This window comes from Deltaproteobacteria bacterium (assembly GCA_016234845.1).
Classification (GTDB): Bacteria; Desulfobacterota; Deferrimicrobia; order Deferrimicrobiales; family Deferrimicrobiaceae; genus JACRNP01.
Map to the genome: position 1 here is coordinate 1 of JACRNP010000203.1, position 15,281 is coordinate 15,281.

Consider the following 15,281-nt stretch of genomic DNA (forward strand, 5'->3'; position numbering starts at 1 on the left):
AGGCGTACGGGTGGGAGACGTACTTCATCGTCAGCGCCCTCGCCGCGATCCCGGGGCTGCTGCTCCTGCTGCGGTACGATCGGTGGCAGGCCCCGGCGACGTGAGCTGGTCGCTCCTTGCTACAATAGCTTGATGCTCCCACGCGAAAACATCCTCGTCGTCGACCTGACCTCCGGGCGGACGCGGCGGGAGGAGATACCGCCGGAGCTGCTCCACGCGTACCTGGGCGGCAGGGGGCTCGGCGTTCGCCTCCTTCGCGGGCGGCACACGTTGCCGCCGTACGACCCGGCGATGCCCCTGATCTTCGCCACCGGCCCCCTGTGCGGGACGGCCGCGCCGACCTCCGCGCGCCTATCCGTGGTGTCCCGCTCCCCGCTCACCGGCACGGTGTACGACTGCTCGGCGGGCGGCCGTTTCGCGTGGCGCCTGCGCGCATCGGGGCTCCTCGCCGTCCTCGTCGAAGGGAGGAGCCCGCGTCCCGTCGCCCTCGCGATCACCTCCGCCGGGGAGGAGATCGTCCCCGCGGACGCGCTGTGGGGGATGGAGATCGGCGACACGGTCCGCGCCCTCTCCTCCCGCGGCAGCGTCGCGGCGATCGGCCCCGCCGGGGAGAACGGGGTGCTCTTCGCCAACGTCATGATGGGCGAGGGGAACGCGGTCGGACGCGGCGGCCTGGGCGCGGTGATGGGATCGAAGAACCTGAAGGCGGTGGCGGTGGACGGCGACCGGCGGACGCCCGTGGCCGACCGGGACCGGCTCGACCGGGCGCGCGCCGACGCGATGCGCCTGTTCCGCGCCTCCCCGGTGATCTTCGGGGAGCTCGGGATCGCGGCGTTCGGGACCCCCGCGCTGGTCGACCTCATGCGGCAGCGGCGAATGGCGCCGACGGAGAATTTCCGCCGGACCGTCTTCGAGGAATCCTCCGCGTACTCCGGCCCGGCGATCCGGGCGGCGTACGGCGCGAGGAAGGACGGCTGCTTCGGGTGCCCGATCCAGTGCAAGAAGAGCGGAACGGACGGCCGCCACCTGCCGGAGTACGAGACGGTCTCCCACTTCGGCGCCCTGAACGGCATCTCCGACATCCACGCCATCGTCCGGTCGAACGACGTCTGCAATGCGACGGGGATGGACACGATCTCCGCCGCGGCGACCCTGTCCGCCTGGGGGGAGGCGCGGGGGCGGTTCCCGTCTCCGGACGAAGTCGTCCCGCTCCTGCGCGACATCGCGGCGCGGCGCGGGGAGGGGGGGCTCCTCGCGGAAGGGTCCCGGCGCGTCGCGGAGGCGCTCGGGCGCCCCGGGCTCTCGATGACCGTCAAGTCGCTGGAGCTTCCCGCCTACGACCCCCGGGGGGCGTACGGGATGGCGCTGGCGTACTGCACCAGCAACCGGGGAGGGTGCCACCTGCGCGCGTACCCGATCTCGCACGAGATCCTCCGCAAACCGGTCGCCTCGGACCGGTTCTCGTTCTCGGGGAAGGCGCGGATGATCAAGATCGCCGAGGACGTGAACGCCGCGATCGACTCGCTGGTCGCGTGCAAGTTCGCCTTCTTCGGCGCGTCGCTCGAGGAGTACGCCGAGCTGCTGTCCGGAGCGACCGGCGGGCATCACACTCCGCAGGACCTGAAGGCGATCGGGGAGCGGGTGTGCCTCACCGAACGGTTCTACAACGCGGAGAACGGGTTCGCGCGGGCCGACGACGGCCTGCCGGAGCGGTTCTTCACGGAGCCGGGATCCTCGGGAGAGGGGATCGAGGTGCCGCCGATCGACCGCGCCCGCTTCGAGGAGGAGTTGACGAAATATTACCGGATCCGGGGGCTCGCGGACGACGGATCGTTCCCGGACCCCGCGTTCCTTTCGGGGCAGCCGTGAGGGACCTGATCGAAAAGTACGCCGGGAAACTGGCGCGGGACCGCTCGGCCGCGCCCGGACGGATCGGCTTCGCCGCGAACGACGACGCGATGGTCGAGGGGGGGGCGTCCGACCTTTCGCGCCTTTCGTCCGACGTGCTGTCGCGCCTGTCCTGCCTCGGGATGCTCGCCGCCGTCCCGTCCCTCCCGTTCCCCGAGTACCTGGTCCGCCGCGCGGCGGCGGACGTCGCCGCCCTCGTGCCGCTCGACACCGAGACGCGCACCTTCCTCCACGACATCCCGTTCGTGCGGAAGGAGGAGCTCCGGGCCGATCCGGCCGGGCGGATCGCGTCGCTCCTTTCCGCGCGGAAAGGCGTCGTGGCGGAAGGGATCGGGATCGTCGCCGCCGGCCCGGTGACGCTGGAGCAGGCGTACATCCACTACTCCTCCGTCTTCCACGCCTGCTACGTGAAATACCTGCTCGACGCGCTGCGGGACGGGTTCCGCCTCCCCGGCGAGGCGGAGGCGTTCCGCGCGTTCCGGGAGGAGCGCCTCCCCGCGCCGTCCGCGGAGGGACTCGCCTTCCGTCCCGGTCCGCTCGGGGCGCCCGAGGAGGTCCTCGCGGAGATCCGGGACGTCGGGCGGTACACGGTGGAGCGGGGGCTGGTCGACTCCTTCTTCGGGAACATCTCGTACCGCGTCGGGGACACGATCTACATCTCCCAGACCGCCGCCTCCCTGGACGAGCTGTCCGGATGCGTCGACCCGGTGCCGATGGACAACCGGTCCACGGCCGGGATCACGGCGTCGAGCGAGCTGCTCGCCCACCGGAGGATCTACGAGGCGACCGGTGCGACCGCCGTCCTCCACGGCCACCCGAAATTCGCCGTCGCGATGAGCATGCTGTGCGACGAGGCCGGCTGCCCCGTAAAGGATTGCTGGAAGGATTGTCTCCGCGTGCGGATGCTGGGGGACACGCCGGTGGTCGCGGGGGAGATCGGCGCCGGGGGGCTCGCCGTCCGCGTCCCGCCCGTCATCGGGGCGCCCGGAAAGGCGATCGTCTACGGCCACGGGGTGTTCGCCGTGGGACGCGACGGGTTCGAGGAGGCGTTCCGCTCGATGGTGGCGGTGGAGAACCGTTGCCGGGAGGAGTATTTCCGCCGCCTCGACGCGCGCCGCGGCCCCGGTCAGTCGAAGTCCGAGTAGATCTCCCCGAAGTTCAGCCCCGCGTACTGCGTTTTCTGCTCCTGTTCCCGGATCTTGACCTTCGCGTACTGCAGGTCCTGGCTGGTGCTCCCGTTGCGGATCCCCGCGTACGCCTCCACGAACGCCGCGAGGTTGTCGGCCCGCTTCACGAGCTCGCCGTCCTTGGGGTTGTTGGAGTCGTCGTTGTACCGTTCGTGCAGCTCCGCCGCGGGCACGGTCACGACCTTCCCGTCCACGGTCGCGAAGTTCTCGAACTCGTGCTCCGCGAACATCTCGAAGTCGGCGTGCCACCCTTCCGGCAGCAGCCCGTACACCTCCTTGTCCAGCATCTCCTTCTCGTACCCCTTGATCAGGTCGCTCAATCCCTCCACCGACCGTTTCACCGGGGAGATGATGTCGCGCGTGAGGACCTCCGGAAGGTCGTGGAACAGGCCGGTGAGGAAGTTGTTCACGCACCGGCGCGGGCACGCGCGGATCTCGAGCGAAAAGAGGTAGGAGAGGATCCCGACGTAGAGGGAGTGGCCGAGCACCGAGGTCTTCGGGATGCGGTGAAGGTGCGCCCACCGGGTCTGGAACCGGAGCTGCCCGCACAGGTCGATGAAGTTCCGGAACCGGCGCTCCCCGTCCAGCAGCGCCATCCCCTTCAGGTCCCCGAACCGCGCGATCTTCGCCTCGAGGTCGCCCCGGATGTCGTCGATCTCGTACCCGCCGGGATTGGCGCGCGCGACGATCTGGAATTCCCAGCGCGTCGCGTAGAAGTGCGCGGCGTTCAGGATCCGCCGCTCGATGCCGTCCTCCGGCTCGAGGAAGTGGTCCTGGTACCTCCGGCAGAACGCCTTCCCCAGCGGGGAGATGACCTGGCGCAGCTCGCCGTACACCCAGTCGTTCAACTGCTTGTATTTCCGGGTGTCGGCCTTGATCTTGTAGAATATCTGGGGTTTGAGGTCGGTGATGACGATCCGCTGCAGCAGCTCGAAGATCCCCGCCTCGACCATCCGCTGCCACTGCACCGGCGTTCCCGCCTCCTCCTCCACCCGGGCGAGGAAGTGGGCGACGATCATCTTGTGGGCCTGCTTGTCCAGCTCGATCAGCTCGACCGGGCGGATCTTGTCGTTCCACCGCTGCATGTACGCGGCGTCGAACAGCTTGAGGAGCAGCGCCTTCCGGATCATCGGACCGTCCCTTCGCCGCGGGGCACCTACTCCCTCGGGACCAGGTTGATCTCGATCCGCCGGTTCTTCGCCCGCCCCTCCGGCGCGGCGTTGTCCCCGACCGGCTTGTACTCCCCGTAGCCGACCGCGGAGAGCTGCGCCGGATCGATCCCCTGCTGCTGCAGGAACCGGGTCACGTTGATCGCCCGCGCGGCGGACAGCTCCCAGTTCGTCGGGTATTTCTTCGCCAGCGCCCCGAGGATCTGCACGTTGTCGGTGTGCCCCTCGATCCGGATCGACTTGTCCTTCACCTCCTTGAGGATCGATATGACCTTGTCCAGGATCGCGAGCCCGCCCTCCTTCACCTCGGCCTTCCCGGAATCGAACAGGATCGAGTCCACCATGTTGACCGTGAGCTTTCCCTTGAGCTCCGAGATCGTCACCTGACCCGCGGAGATCTCCTTCTTCATCTTCTCCATCAGGCTCTCGTAGGTGGAGCTGGTCTTCCGGACCTCCTCCTCCTTGGCCACCCGCAGCCCCTCGGCCTCGCGCTCGAGGTCGGCGACCCGTTTCGTCTTCTCGTCCAGCGCCTTCTGAAGGCCGGCGTTCTCCCGCTTCAGCTTCCCGTTCTCCGTCTCGAGGTCGGCCACCTTGCGGCGCAGCTCGAAGATGTTCTGGGAGAGGGTGTCGGACTTCGCCTGCAGCACCTTCTCGAGCTCCTCCTTGTCGGCGGAGAGCTTGTCCCGCTGCCCGGTGACGTACGCCAGGTCGGTCGTCAGCTTGTCGCGCTGGAGCGTCATCCCGGCGAGGTCGGAGATCAGCCGCTCGTTGCGGGTCTTCAGGGCGGAGTTCTCCGCGGAAAGGTCGTCGTGCCTCTTCTGGAGCGCGGAGAGCTGCTTCGCCAGCGTGTCGGCCTCGTCGACCTTCTTCTGGTAGGTGCCCTGCATGACCGAGCACGCGGACATGCCGATCGCCAGCGCGGCGACCAGCGCCGCAAGGACCGCCTTCTTCACCATGGGTTTCCTCCCGTGTCCGTTCTCGGTTCCTTACGGCTTCGCCGCGACGTTCCCGAGGAAATCCTGAAGCACCCGGATCATCTTGCTCTTCACGCCGGGCCTGCCCCCTTCCGGCGGCTTCTCGTATTCGATGAGGAAGGCGTCGTGCCCGTGGATCGTGGACAGCTCGAGGCACGCCACCGCCAGCCCGTTCTGCATCAGCGCGTTGCGGATCTCCTGGGACTGGTACGTCGGGTAGAGCCAGTCCGTGTCGAACGACACGATCAGGAACTTCGCCTTCACCCCGGCGAACGACTTCGACAGGTACCCGGACGGCTCGGAGATGTCGAAGATGTCGATCGCCTTGGTGATCGACAGGTACGAGTTGGCGTCGAACTTCCGGTCGAAGACGAAGATGTCCCCCTGGTGCTTCAGGTACCCCTCCACCTGGAACTCGACGGCGGAGTGGTGCCCGATCGTCCCCTCCCCCGGCCGCTTCGCGGCGCCCTTGGCCGCCAGCTGCTTCATCCTCCCGAACTTCTCGTGCATCTTCTTGTCCGACAGGTAGGTGATGAATCCCACCATCCGGGCGACGGAGAGGCCTCCCTCCGGGACCGTTCCCCAGGCGTAGTAGTCGCCCCCGTGGAAATTCGGATCCGCCAGGATCGCCGCCCGCCCCACGTGGTTGAACGCGATCTGCTGGGGCGAGTGGCGCGCGGTCGTCGCGATCGGGATGGAGGACGCCACCCGCTCGGGGTAGTCCACCGCCCACTGGAGCGCCTGCATCCCCCCCATCGAGCCGCCGATCACGGAGAGCAGCTTCTGGATCCCGAGGTGGTCGATCAGGTACCGCTGCGCGCGGACCATGTCGCCGACGGTCACCACCGGAAACGAGAGGCCGTACGGCTTCCCGGTCTTCGGATCGACCGATCCGGGGCCCGTGCTGCCGTAGCAGCTGCCGATCACGTTCGAGCAGATGACGAAATATTTCTCCGTGTCGAGCGCGCGCCCCGGCCCGATGAGGAAGTCCCACCACCCCGGCTTGTCCTTCGAGGGGTCCTGCCCCGGAAGGTAGCCCGCCGCGTGGGCGCTCCCGGAGAAGGCGTGCAGCACCAGGATCGCGTTGCTCTTTTCGCGATTGGGCTTTCCGTACGTCTCGTAGGCGATCGTGATGGGGCCGAGCTTCCCCCCCCCGTCGAGGGGCATCTCGTGCGGCGGCTCGGCGAAGGTGTACCGTTTCGTCTCCACGAAACCGACCGAACCTTGCGGCAGGTGCGTTTTCATTGGGGTAATAATACCAGAGAACGCACGGAACGGATCCGCCGGGAGTTCACCGGGAACCGCGCAGGCCTCCGCCCCGCGCGCGGGGCGCGCTTCGGACGTTCCCTGCCCGCCCGGACGGCTCAGCGCCTGCCGGTTCCGGTCTTGCGGAATCGCTGGAACGTGCTGTCGACGGACCGCTTGAGGTCGTCCAGGGCGTCATCCGCCCCTTTCTTCAGCCGGCCCCAGCTCGTCTCCCCCGCCGCCCGGACGACCTTGATCCTCTCCCTCGCCGCATCGGCTTTCGACTGCAGCACCGCGACCTGCCGGGAGATGATGTCCCGCACGTCCGCCGTGGCCCCGTCGGCCTTCCTCTTCAAGGATTCGATGTCTTCTCCCAGATGTTCGAGCCGGGTCTCCACTTTCCTCAGATAGGCGTTCCGTATCATCGCCGCACTCCTTTTCCCTCGAATCACCCTCAGGTATAGATGCGCGTTCCAGGAGGGTGGGATTCGGGAAGTCGAGATCACAGTTCGGCAAACGGAAGGGCGACGGCGTCCGGCGCCAACGAAATCGCCACATCGCCCGGGTGGACCACGAAACCTTTCTCCGTCTGCCCGTAGAGGTCTTTCCGGAATGAAACGATGTTTCTCGCCATGGCGCGATCGGGAGTCGCCGACATCCTGATCTCGATCGGGATCAGCTTGCCCTCGGTTTCCACGATCAGATCCACCTCGACGCCGGCGGACGTTCTCCAGAAATGGAGTTGCGCCCGCTCTCCCCTCCCGGACAGCCGCCTCACGACTTCGCCGACGACGGCCGTCTCGAAGATGGCGCCGCCCATCGGGCCGGACATGGCGTGCTCCGCGTCCTTCAATCCCGCCAGGTAACACAAGGTGCCCACATCCGCGAAGTAGACCTTGGGCGTCCTGACAAGGCGCTTTTCCACGTCGCGGTATAACGGGCGGAGAATGAAGATCTGGCCGGTGGCCTCGAGCACGGAGATCCATGCCTTGACCGTGTTGACAGCGAGGCCCAGGTCCCGGGCGAGGTCGGTGACATTCAGCAGTTGAGCGCTTCGCGCCGCCAGGGCCCGGAGAAATGTGTGGAACTGCGCGAGGTCCCCGATCTGACGATAGGAACGGAGATCCCGTTCGAGGTAACTCTGGATGTAGCCTGCGTGCCAGCGGCCGATATCCCGCTTCGGATTCGCCGCGATTTCCGGATAGCCTCCCTTGAGGAAACTCTCCCACAGATCGCGGAACATGAATTGGTGGCTCTCCGACCGGGCTCCGGGCTCCCAGGGAAAGTTGGCGTGCGGGGTCTTCGCGATCTCCCGGTAGGAAAGCGGCAACAGCTTCAGCACGGCGGCCCTGCCCGCGAGGGATCCCGGGGGGGGTTCCGGTACGGGCGGGCTCCGGTAGCCGGTCAACAGGTACTGACCGGTCTTGCCCCTGCACTTGTCGATCCGTTCCTTGATGTACGGCATCAGGCCGGGAACGTACCGGACCTCGTCCAGGATCACCGGCGGCGGATTCCATTCGAGGAACGTCCGCGGATCTTCCGCGGCCGCGGCACGAACGTCCGGGGGCTCCAGGGAGACGTACCGGTGGGTCTCCCGGAAAAGGTGCCGCAGGATCGTCGTTTTCCCCGACCGCCTCGGGCCGGTAAGGATGACGGCGGGAAAGTCCCTTGCCGCCTTGCGGACGACGGGCTCAAGGGATCGGTCTATGTACGTCATGACGCCCCCTGGAATCTCATAGCTTGTAATTATGCATCACAAATGCACAATTACAGCCAAAATAATCCTTCACTATCCATCAGGAAACGGCATAATCAATCCTTGTTTCATCTCTATTTGGGACCGGTTTCTTTTAACGAAATGCAGACCGATCCGAAAGGGGATCCGCGAGTCCTGGACCAGGCCTGTGCCCCTATGCCGGAAGCCCTCTCCCCAGACGTGATCGTCTTCCTCTGCACCAACTGCATTCCGCGGGGAATGAATTTGCCTCGTCAATGGAATCGGGACGGCTCCCGGATCCTCGTGCGGGAAGTCCCCTGCAGCGGCAAAACGGACGGGCAGTACCTGCTGCACGCGATGGAGGGCGGCGCCTCCGGCCTTTTCGTTGTGGCGTGCCCGATAGGCGACTGCCGCCTGTCGCAGGGGAATTTCCGGGCGGAGGTCCGCATCCGCACGGTCCGGCGTCTGCTGGAGGAAATCGGGCTTCCCGCGGAACGAGCCCAGCTGGCGCACTTCTCTCCGGCCGATCCGCCCCGGCAACTGGAACAGCTCGTCCGAAGCAAGGTCGAGCGCATCTGTGCCCTGGGGGAAAACCCACTTCGCGCGGCAAGGTAGAAAACGATGAACCGACAGCCGACCGGCCTTCAGGAACGAATCGCATCCGGGAAAACGATCCTCCTGGCGGAAGTCCATCCTCCGCAGGGCGGAGATCCGGCGCCGTTGCGGGCGGCTGCCCGCCGGTACGCCGGGAAGGTCCACGCCGTGGGCGTCAGCGACAACAGGGACCGGGTCGCGATGTCGGCCCTGGCGGCGGCTTCCGTGTTTTTGGCCGAAGGACTGGAGCCGATTCTTCACGTGACCACGCGGGATCGGAACCGGATCGCCCTCGTATCCGAGGCGCTGGGCGCGCAGGCACTGGGGATCCGCAACTTGCTGTGCACCAGCGGCAACCACCAGACGCTCGGCACCTTCCGTGCCGCCCGGAACGTTTACGACATCGACGCCGTGCAGCTGCTGCAGGCCTACGCACACCTGGAGAACGACGGGGGACTTCTGGGCGAGCGCGGGCTTTCGGGGGCCGGGCCGTTCTGCCTGGGCGCCGTGGCGTCCCCGGATGCCGATCCGCCCGGCATGCAGCTGCTGCGGCTTGCGAAGAAGACGCGGGCCGGGGCGAAATTCCTGGTCACCCAGCCGGTCTACGACCTGGAACGATTCGAAGCGTGGTGGAAAGAGGTCACCTCGCTCGGCCTGCACGAACAGGTGGCCATCCTGGCGGGCATCCATCCGCTCTCCGACACGCACTTCGGGCAGGCGGGGTCCCGTCCGCACCAGGGAATCCCCGATTCGCAGGCGGCCCGGCTGGCCTCCTTGAGCGATCCGGGCGCCTGGCGCGACGCCGCCATCCAGATCGCGCTGGAAACCGTCCGCCGGCTCTCGAATCTCCAGGGGATTCGCGGATTCTGCATCTCCGCCAACGGAGACCAGGAGGCCGCTCTCCAGATCATCGATGAATCCGGGTTGGCGAGCGGCTGATCATGCCGGCCAAGTACGCCATCCACCATAAGACGGCGAAGCCTCGTTTCCGGCCCATCGGGAAGCTGGGGATCGTCGATTGGCGGGAAGACTGCTCGAGTTGCCACAACTGCGTGAAACGGGACTGCGTGTACCGCTTGTACCGCGACGAGGCCGACACCCTGCGCGACGAGGCCGGCTACCTGGACTACATCTACCAGTGCAAGGGATGCCTGAACTGCGTCCAGAACTGCACGAAGAACATCCTGACCCGCGTGATCAACCCCGAGTTCCTCCGGCTGGGCGACGGCTACTACACCCCGGACCTCATCCTGTCCACGTGGTACCAGGCGGAGACGGGGAAGATCCCGGTGTCGGGAGCGGGCTACGGAGGCCCCTTCAGCGGCCCCGGTTTCGATTCGATGTGGACCGACATGTCCGAGATCGTGCGTCCCACGCGCGACGGGATCCACGGCCGGGAGTACATCAGCACCGGCGTGGACATCGGCCGCAAGCTTCCTCACCTTGCCTTCGATGACGGGCGACTGAAGGTCGATCCTCCGCCGCTTGCGGAAACGCCCCTGCCCGTCCTCTTCGACCGGATTCCCCGGCACTGGAACCGCGGGGCGGTGACGGCCCTGATCGCGTCGGCCGCCGCGGAGATCGGCACGCTGGCCGTCCTCGACGAGGCGGACCACCGGGAGAACGAGGCCGCCGCACGCGGCCGGGCGATCCCGTTCCTTACGGCTCCGCATCCGGAAACGGCGCAACCGGGGGGGGCGGCGACGCTGGTGATGATCCCGGACGGCCCCGACGTGCTGGAAGCGCAGGCGGCGCTGAAAGCGGATCATCCGGGAAGGATCGTGGCCATCCGCATTCCGGCGGATCCGGCCGCCGCCGGCCGCGTTGCGACGTTGGCCCGGGATGGAGCGGATGCGATCTTCATGGCGTTCGACCGCCACGGGAGGGAGAACGGTTCGGCCCACCCCCGCCACATGCGCGACGTGTTGCGGGATGCGCACACCACGCTGGTCCGGCAGGGGATCCGGGACGAGGTCACGCTGATCGCCTCGGGCGGGATCGCCGCCGCGGAGCACGTGGCCAAGGCGATCATCTGCGGAGCCGACCTGGTGGCGATCGACGTCCCCCTGATCCTGGCCCTGGAATGCCGGCTCTGCGGGGAGTGCGAACGCGGGCAGGCGTGCCCGATCGCCCTGGAGGAGATCGACGCCGAATTCGGCGTCCGCCGCATCGTGAACCTGATGGCGGCCTGGCACTCGCAGCTCCTCGAAATGCTGGGCGCGATGGGGATCCGCGAAGTCCGCCGCCTGCGCGGCGAGACCGGCCGCTGCATGTTTTTCGAAGACCTCGAGCGCGACACCTTCGGCCGGTGGTTCGGTAAGAGGAAGGCGGACGCATGAGCACCGTTTCTTCCCTGCCCGAATCCGTTGAGGTGAGCCGCGAGGTCCGGCCGGCGCCGCCCCGCTACCGCAACGAGATCGGCAAGTTCGCCATTCACCGCTCGTCCCTTTGCGCGGCCTGCGGCCGGTGCGTGGAGACCTGCCGGCACGGCGTCCACGTCCGTCCCGAAGGATATCTCCACGTCATGCGGCCGTTCGATTACCGGTGCATCGGCCCGGGCTGCGGGGAAACGGAATCGTACTGCATCGACGCCTGCGCCCACGGGGCGTTGAAGCTGTCCGCCAACCCGGTTTCGGAGACGATGGGCGACCGCCGCTGGACGCCGGACCTTCTCCTGAGCACCTGGGCGATGGCCGAAACCGGCCTCCCGCCCGGGAACCACCTGGAGAGCGAGGTGGGGGCCTCCGGAGGGGGGTTCGACCGCCTGCGCTTCCGCTTCCCGGACTCGCCTCCCCCAGGCCTTCGGCGGGAAGACATCTCTACGAAACTGGAGCTCAACCGCCGCGGCGATTCCCGGCCCAGGATCGCGATCGACGTCCCCTGGTACGGCGGCGGCATGTCCTTCGGCTCGACCAACATCCGCGCCCTCCTGGGCAAGGCGCGGGTGGCGAAAGCGTTCCACGGGTTCACCTGCACGGGCGAAGGCGGGTATCCCCAGCGCTTCATCCCCTACAAGGACCACGTGATCACCCAGGTGGCCACCGGGCTGTTCGGTGTCCGCGAGGAGACGATCCAGCGGGCGCCGATCGTGGAATTCAAGTACGCGCAGGGGGCCAAGCCGGGGCTGGGAGGACACCTGCTGGGCGACAAGAACACCCCCAGCGTCGCGGCCATGCGGGAAACCGTCCAGGGCGTCTCCCTGTTCTCCCCGTTCCCGTTCCACAGCGTCTATTCGGTGGAAGACCACAGGAAGCACCTCGACTGGATCGCGCACGTAAACCCCAGGGCGCTGCTTTCGGCCAAGGTGTCGACCCCCGCCGACGTGGACATGGTGGCCGTCGGGATCTACTACGCCGGGGGCCACATCGTGCACCTGGACGGGAGCTACGGCGGCACGGGCGCCGCTCCCAACGTCGCCAAGAAGAACATCGCCATGCCGATCGAGTACGCGATCGGGCGGGTGCACGAATTCCTGGCGGCCGAGGGGATCCGCGACCAGGTCACGGTGATCGCCAGCGGCGGCATCCGGACTCCCGCCGACGTCGCCAAGGCGATCGCCATGGGCGCCGACGGATGCGTGATCGGCACGGCGGAACTGGTGGCCCTGGGATGCATCCGCTGCACCGCCTGCGAGAGCGGACGCGGATGCGCGCGGGGGATCGCGACGACCGACGACGAGCTGCTGGAAATGGTGGACATCGAGTGGTGCACGCAGCGGCTGGTGAACCTGTACGCCGCGTGGCAGCGGATGCTGGTGGACCTGCTGTTCCGGCTGGGGCTCGATTCCGTGAGCGCCCTGCGGGGGCGCACCGACCTGCTGACCCACCTGGATTACGAACATGAAGCGTGAAGGGAACGGCGGGGCCGACATGCGGCGGGTGCAGGCCCTGCTCCGATCCCGCGCGCACCTGCGGCCGACGCAACCCTGGGTACCCCGGCCGCCGGAAGCGGAGGGAGGGTGCGGCGTCACCGGGTTCGCCTGCACGATCCCCGTGGGCGGGAAGCACATCTACGAACCTTCCATGCAGATGCGCAACCGCGGCAACGGCAAGGGAGGCGGGATCGCCGCCTGCGGGCTCGTGCCCGAAGAGCTGGGCGTGTCGCGCCGGGTGCTGGATGAAAACTACATCCTCCAGGTCGCCCTGCTGGACCCCTCCGCCCGGGACGAGGTGGAAAAATCGTTCGTCGCCCCCTTCTTCGACATCGACCACGGGGGCCTGATCCCCACCGTGGACGATTTCCGCGACGTGCCGCTGCTGGAAGTCCGGCCCCCGGACGTGGCCCGCTACTTCGTCCGGGTCAAGCCCGACGTGCTCTCCCGGTTCGCCGGGGAGAGGAAACTGGATTCGGCGGATCTCACCGAGCGGGAAGTGGAGGACGAGTTCGTCTTCCAGAACTCGATCGCGCTGAACAACCGGTTCTACGCCTCGCTGGGCGACAAGCGGGCCTTCGTGATGTCCCACGCGCGGAACCTCATCATCCTCAAGATCGTGGGCTACGCCGAGGCCGCCGTGCAGTACTACCGCATGCCCGACACGCACGCCCACGTCTGGATCGCCCACCAGCGGTTCCCGACGAAAGGCCGCGTGTGGCACCCGGGCGGAGCGCACCCGTTCATCGGCCTGAACGAGGCCCTGGTGCACAACGGCGACTTCGCCAATTACCACTCGGTGTGCGAGTATCTGGCCGGGCGCGGCATCTTCCCGCAGTTCCTCACCGACACGGAGGTGTCCGTCCTCCTGTTCGATCTCTGGAACCGGGTCTACCGCTACCCGATGGAGTACATCATCGAGGCGCTGGCGCCGACGACGGAGCTGGACTTCGACCGCCTTCCGTCGGAGAAGCAGCGGATCTACCGGCAGATCCAGGCGGCGCACATCCACGCCTCGCCCGACGGCCCCTGGTTCTTCATCATCGCCCGCACCCTGGCCGCCACGGGGGAGTTCCAGCTGATGGGGATCACCGACACCGCCATGCTGCGGCCTCAGGTGTTCGCCCTGCAGGAAGGCGAGGAGTCCATAGGGCTCATCTGCTCGGAGAAGCAGGCCATCGACGCGACCCTGGCCAGCCTGGCCGGCGAGGACCCTCGGTTCACCCCGGTCGCCGACATGTACTGGAACGCCCGCGGCGGAAGCCACACCGACGGGGGGGCCTTCCTGCTGACGGTCTCCCCGGCGGGGGATCGCTACCGCATGCGCGTCACGAACAAGTTCGGCACGGAAGTCTCCACGGTGTCCGACCAGGTCCACTGCGACCTATCCGTTCCTCCGGCTGCCACGTCGTGCACGGACGAGGACGCGGCGGCCATCGAGCGGTGCGCGGGCGACGGCGATTCCGAGGCGCTCTACGCCCACCTTCTCGGCCGGCTCCCCTCGATGGACTTCGACTCCTTCCGCCGGTTCGTCGACCGCTGGGCCGGACGGACGGCCTCCGATGCGCCGGGCCTGGGCATCGAGGCCCTGACGAAATGCATGGACCGCCGCTATCTCACCGGGGAGAAGAAACGAAGCTCCCTGCTGACCATCCTCCGCGGCGGACTGGAACGGATCTTCGAACGGCAACCCCTGTGCGACGACGCGCGGGCGGGCACCCACGTGCGCGTCACCCGGGAAACCCGGGACCGCCTGCGCGGTCCGCGTCCCGGCGAGACGACGCTTCTGATCGACGCCCGCGGTTTCCCGCCCGAAGGCGAGGAGTGCGACGCGGCGTTGGCGATCCGGGCCTACCGTCTCGGATGGCGTCGCCTGGTCCACTACAACACGCGGGGAACCCGGTTCCACGGCGTAGGCCTGGGCCCCGGCACCGCGGGACTGCGGATCGACTGCTACGACAACCCGGGAGACTATCTCGGCTCCGGGATGGACGGCCTGGGGATCTACGTCCACGGCAACGCCCAGGACCAGCTATGCCAGATCAGCAAGCAGGGGAAGCTGGTCGTCTACGGGGATGTGGGGCAGACCTTCCTCTACGGAGCCAAGGGCGGCGAGGCGTACGTGATGGGGAACGCGGCCGGCCGGCCGATGATCAACGCCGTCGGCGGGCCGCGGGTGGTGATCAACGGCACCGCCCTGGACTACCTGGCCGAGTCGTTCATGGCCGGCGACCCCCACAACGGCGGCGGCTTCGCCGTCGTCAACGGCCTGCAGTACGACCCGAACGGCCGGCTGCGCCCGCTGGACCTCCCGTACCCCGGCGGCAACCTGCTTTCCCTGGCCTCCGGCGGGGCGGTCTACATCCGCGACCCCCGGCGCACGCTGGTCGAGGAGCAGCTCAACGGCGGCGTGTACCGGCCCCTGTCCGCCGCCGACTGGAGGCTTATCCTGCCGTACCTGGAAGAGAACGAGCGGCTGTTCGACATCCGGATCGACCGCGACCTGCTGACCGTCGACGGGATCCTGAAGTCGCCGCAGGCGGTCTACCGCAAGGTGGTGCCCCGCAACGACGCCGAAGCCGAGGCGGACCTGGAGGGACTTGGCGGATGACCCAA

12 protein-coding genes are annotated in these 15,281 nt (G+C 67.6%); 7 read left to right on the forward strand and 5 right to left on the reverse strand.

What is annotated here, in order from left to right:
- Positions 1 to 132 precede the first annotated feature (132 nt).
- Positions 133 to 1,869, forward strand: coding sequence for an aldehyde ferredoxin oxidoreductase family protein (locus HZB86_12320; protein MBI5906307.1), 1,737 nt, complete (start codon positions 133 to 135; stop codon positions 1,867 to 1,869).
- Positions 1,866 to 3,053 (forward strand): class II aldolase/adducin family protein, encoded by a 1,188-nt coding sequence (locus HZB86_12325; protein MBI5906308.1) that lies wholly within the window; start codon positions 1,866 to 1,868, stop codon positions 3,051 to 3,053. The genes HZB86_12320 and HZB86_12325 overlap by 4 nt, the downstream gene beginning before the upstream one ends.
- Here the strand turns inward: HZB86_12325 and HZB86_12330 are convergent.
- The 5 genes from HZB86_12330 to HZB86_12350 all read right to left on the reverse strand — a co-directional run bounded on the left by HZB86_12330 (position 3,035) and on the right by HZB86_12350 (position 8,200).
- Positions 3,035 to 4,225 (reverse strand): HD domain-containing protein, encoded by a 1,191-nt coding sequence (locus tag HZB86_12330; GenBank protein ID MBI5906309.1) that lies wholly within the window; start codon positions 4,223 to 4,225, stop codon positions 3,035 to 3,037. The two genes, HZB86_12325 and HZB86_12330, sit on opposite strands and share 19 nt — an antisense overlap.
- Positions 4,226 to 4,251: 26 nt before the next feature.
- Positions 4,252 to 5,220, reverse strand: coding sequence for an OmpA family protein (locus tag HZB86_12335; GenBank protein ID MBI5906310.1), 969 nt, complete (start codon positions 5,218 to 5,220; stop codon positions 4,252 to 4,254).
- A 30-nt stretch (positions 5,221 to 5,250) separates the two neighbouring features.
- Positions 5,251 to 6,483, reverse strand: coding sequence for a homoserine O-acetyltransferase (locus HZB86_12340; GenBank protein MBI5906311.1), 1,233 nt, complete (start codon positions 6,481 to 6,483; stop codon positions 5,251 to 5,253).
- 119 nt (positions 6,484 to 6,602) lie between these two features.
- Complete coding sequence (locus tag HZB86_12345; protein MBI5906312.1) at positions 6,603 to 6,908, reverse strand: hypothetical protein; 306 nt, start codon at positions 6,906 to 6,908, stop codon at positions 6,603 to 6,605.
- Positions 6,909 to 6,985: 77 nt separating this feature from the next.
- Positions 6,986 to 8,200 carry an ATP-binding protein gene (locus tag HZB86_12350; protein MBI5906313.1) on the reverse strand — a complete coding sequence of 405 codons (1,215 nt, stop codon included), beginning with the start codon at positions 8,198 to 8,200 and terminating at the stop codon, positions 6,986 to 6,988.
- Between the two features lie 42 nt (positions 8,201 to 8,242).
- Here HZB86_12350 and HZB86_12355 point away from each other — a divergent pair, with 42 nt between their 5' ends.
- The 5 genes from HZB86_12355 to HZB86_12375 are packed head-to-tail and all read left to right on the forward strand — an operon-like array spanning position 8,243 to position 15,276.
- Positions 8,243 to 8,815, forward strand: a complete 573-nt coding sequence (locus HZB86_12355; GenBank protein MBI5906314.1) for a hydrogenase iron-sulfur subunit — start codon at positions 8,243 to 8,245, stop codon at positions 8,813 to 8,815.
- Between the two features lie 6 nt (positions 8,816 to 8,821).
- Positions 8,822 to 9,733, forward strand: a complete 912-nt coding sequence (locus tag HZB86_12360) for a methylenetetrahydrofolate reductase (protein ID MBI5906315.1) — start codon at positions 8,822 to 8,824, stop codon at positions 9,731 to 9,733.
- Positions 9,734 to 9,735: 2 nt separating this feature from the next.
- On the forward strand, positions 9,736 to 11,133 hold the full coding sequence (locus HZB86_12365) for a hypothetical protein (GenBank protein MBI5906316.1): 1,398 nt from the start codon (positions 9,736 to 9,738) through the stop codon (positions 11,131 to 11,133).
- A complete protein-coding gene (locus HZB86_12370) occupies positions 11,130 to 12,644 on the forward strand; it encodes an alpha-hydroxy-acid oxidizing protein (GenBank protein ID MBI5906317.1) in 1,515 nt (504 codons plus the stop codon). The genes HZB86_12365 and HZB86_12370 overlap by 4 nt, the downstream gene beginning before the upstream one ends.
- Entirely contained in the window at positions 12,634 to 15,276 is a 2,643-nt protein-coding gene (locus HZB86_12375; GenBank protein MBI5906318.1) for a glutamate synthase, read from the forward strand. The genes HZB86_12370 and HZB86_12375 overlap by 11 nt, the downstream gene beginning before the upstream one ends.
- Positions 15,277 to 15,281: the final 5 nt, after the last annotated feature.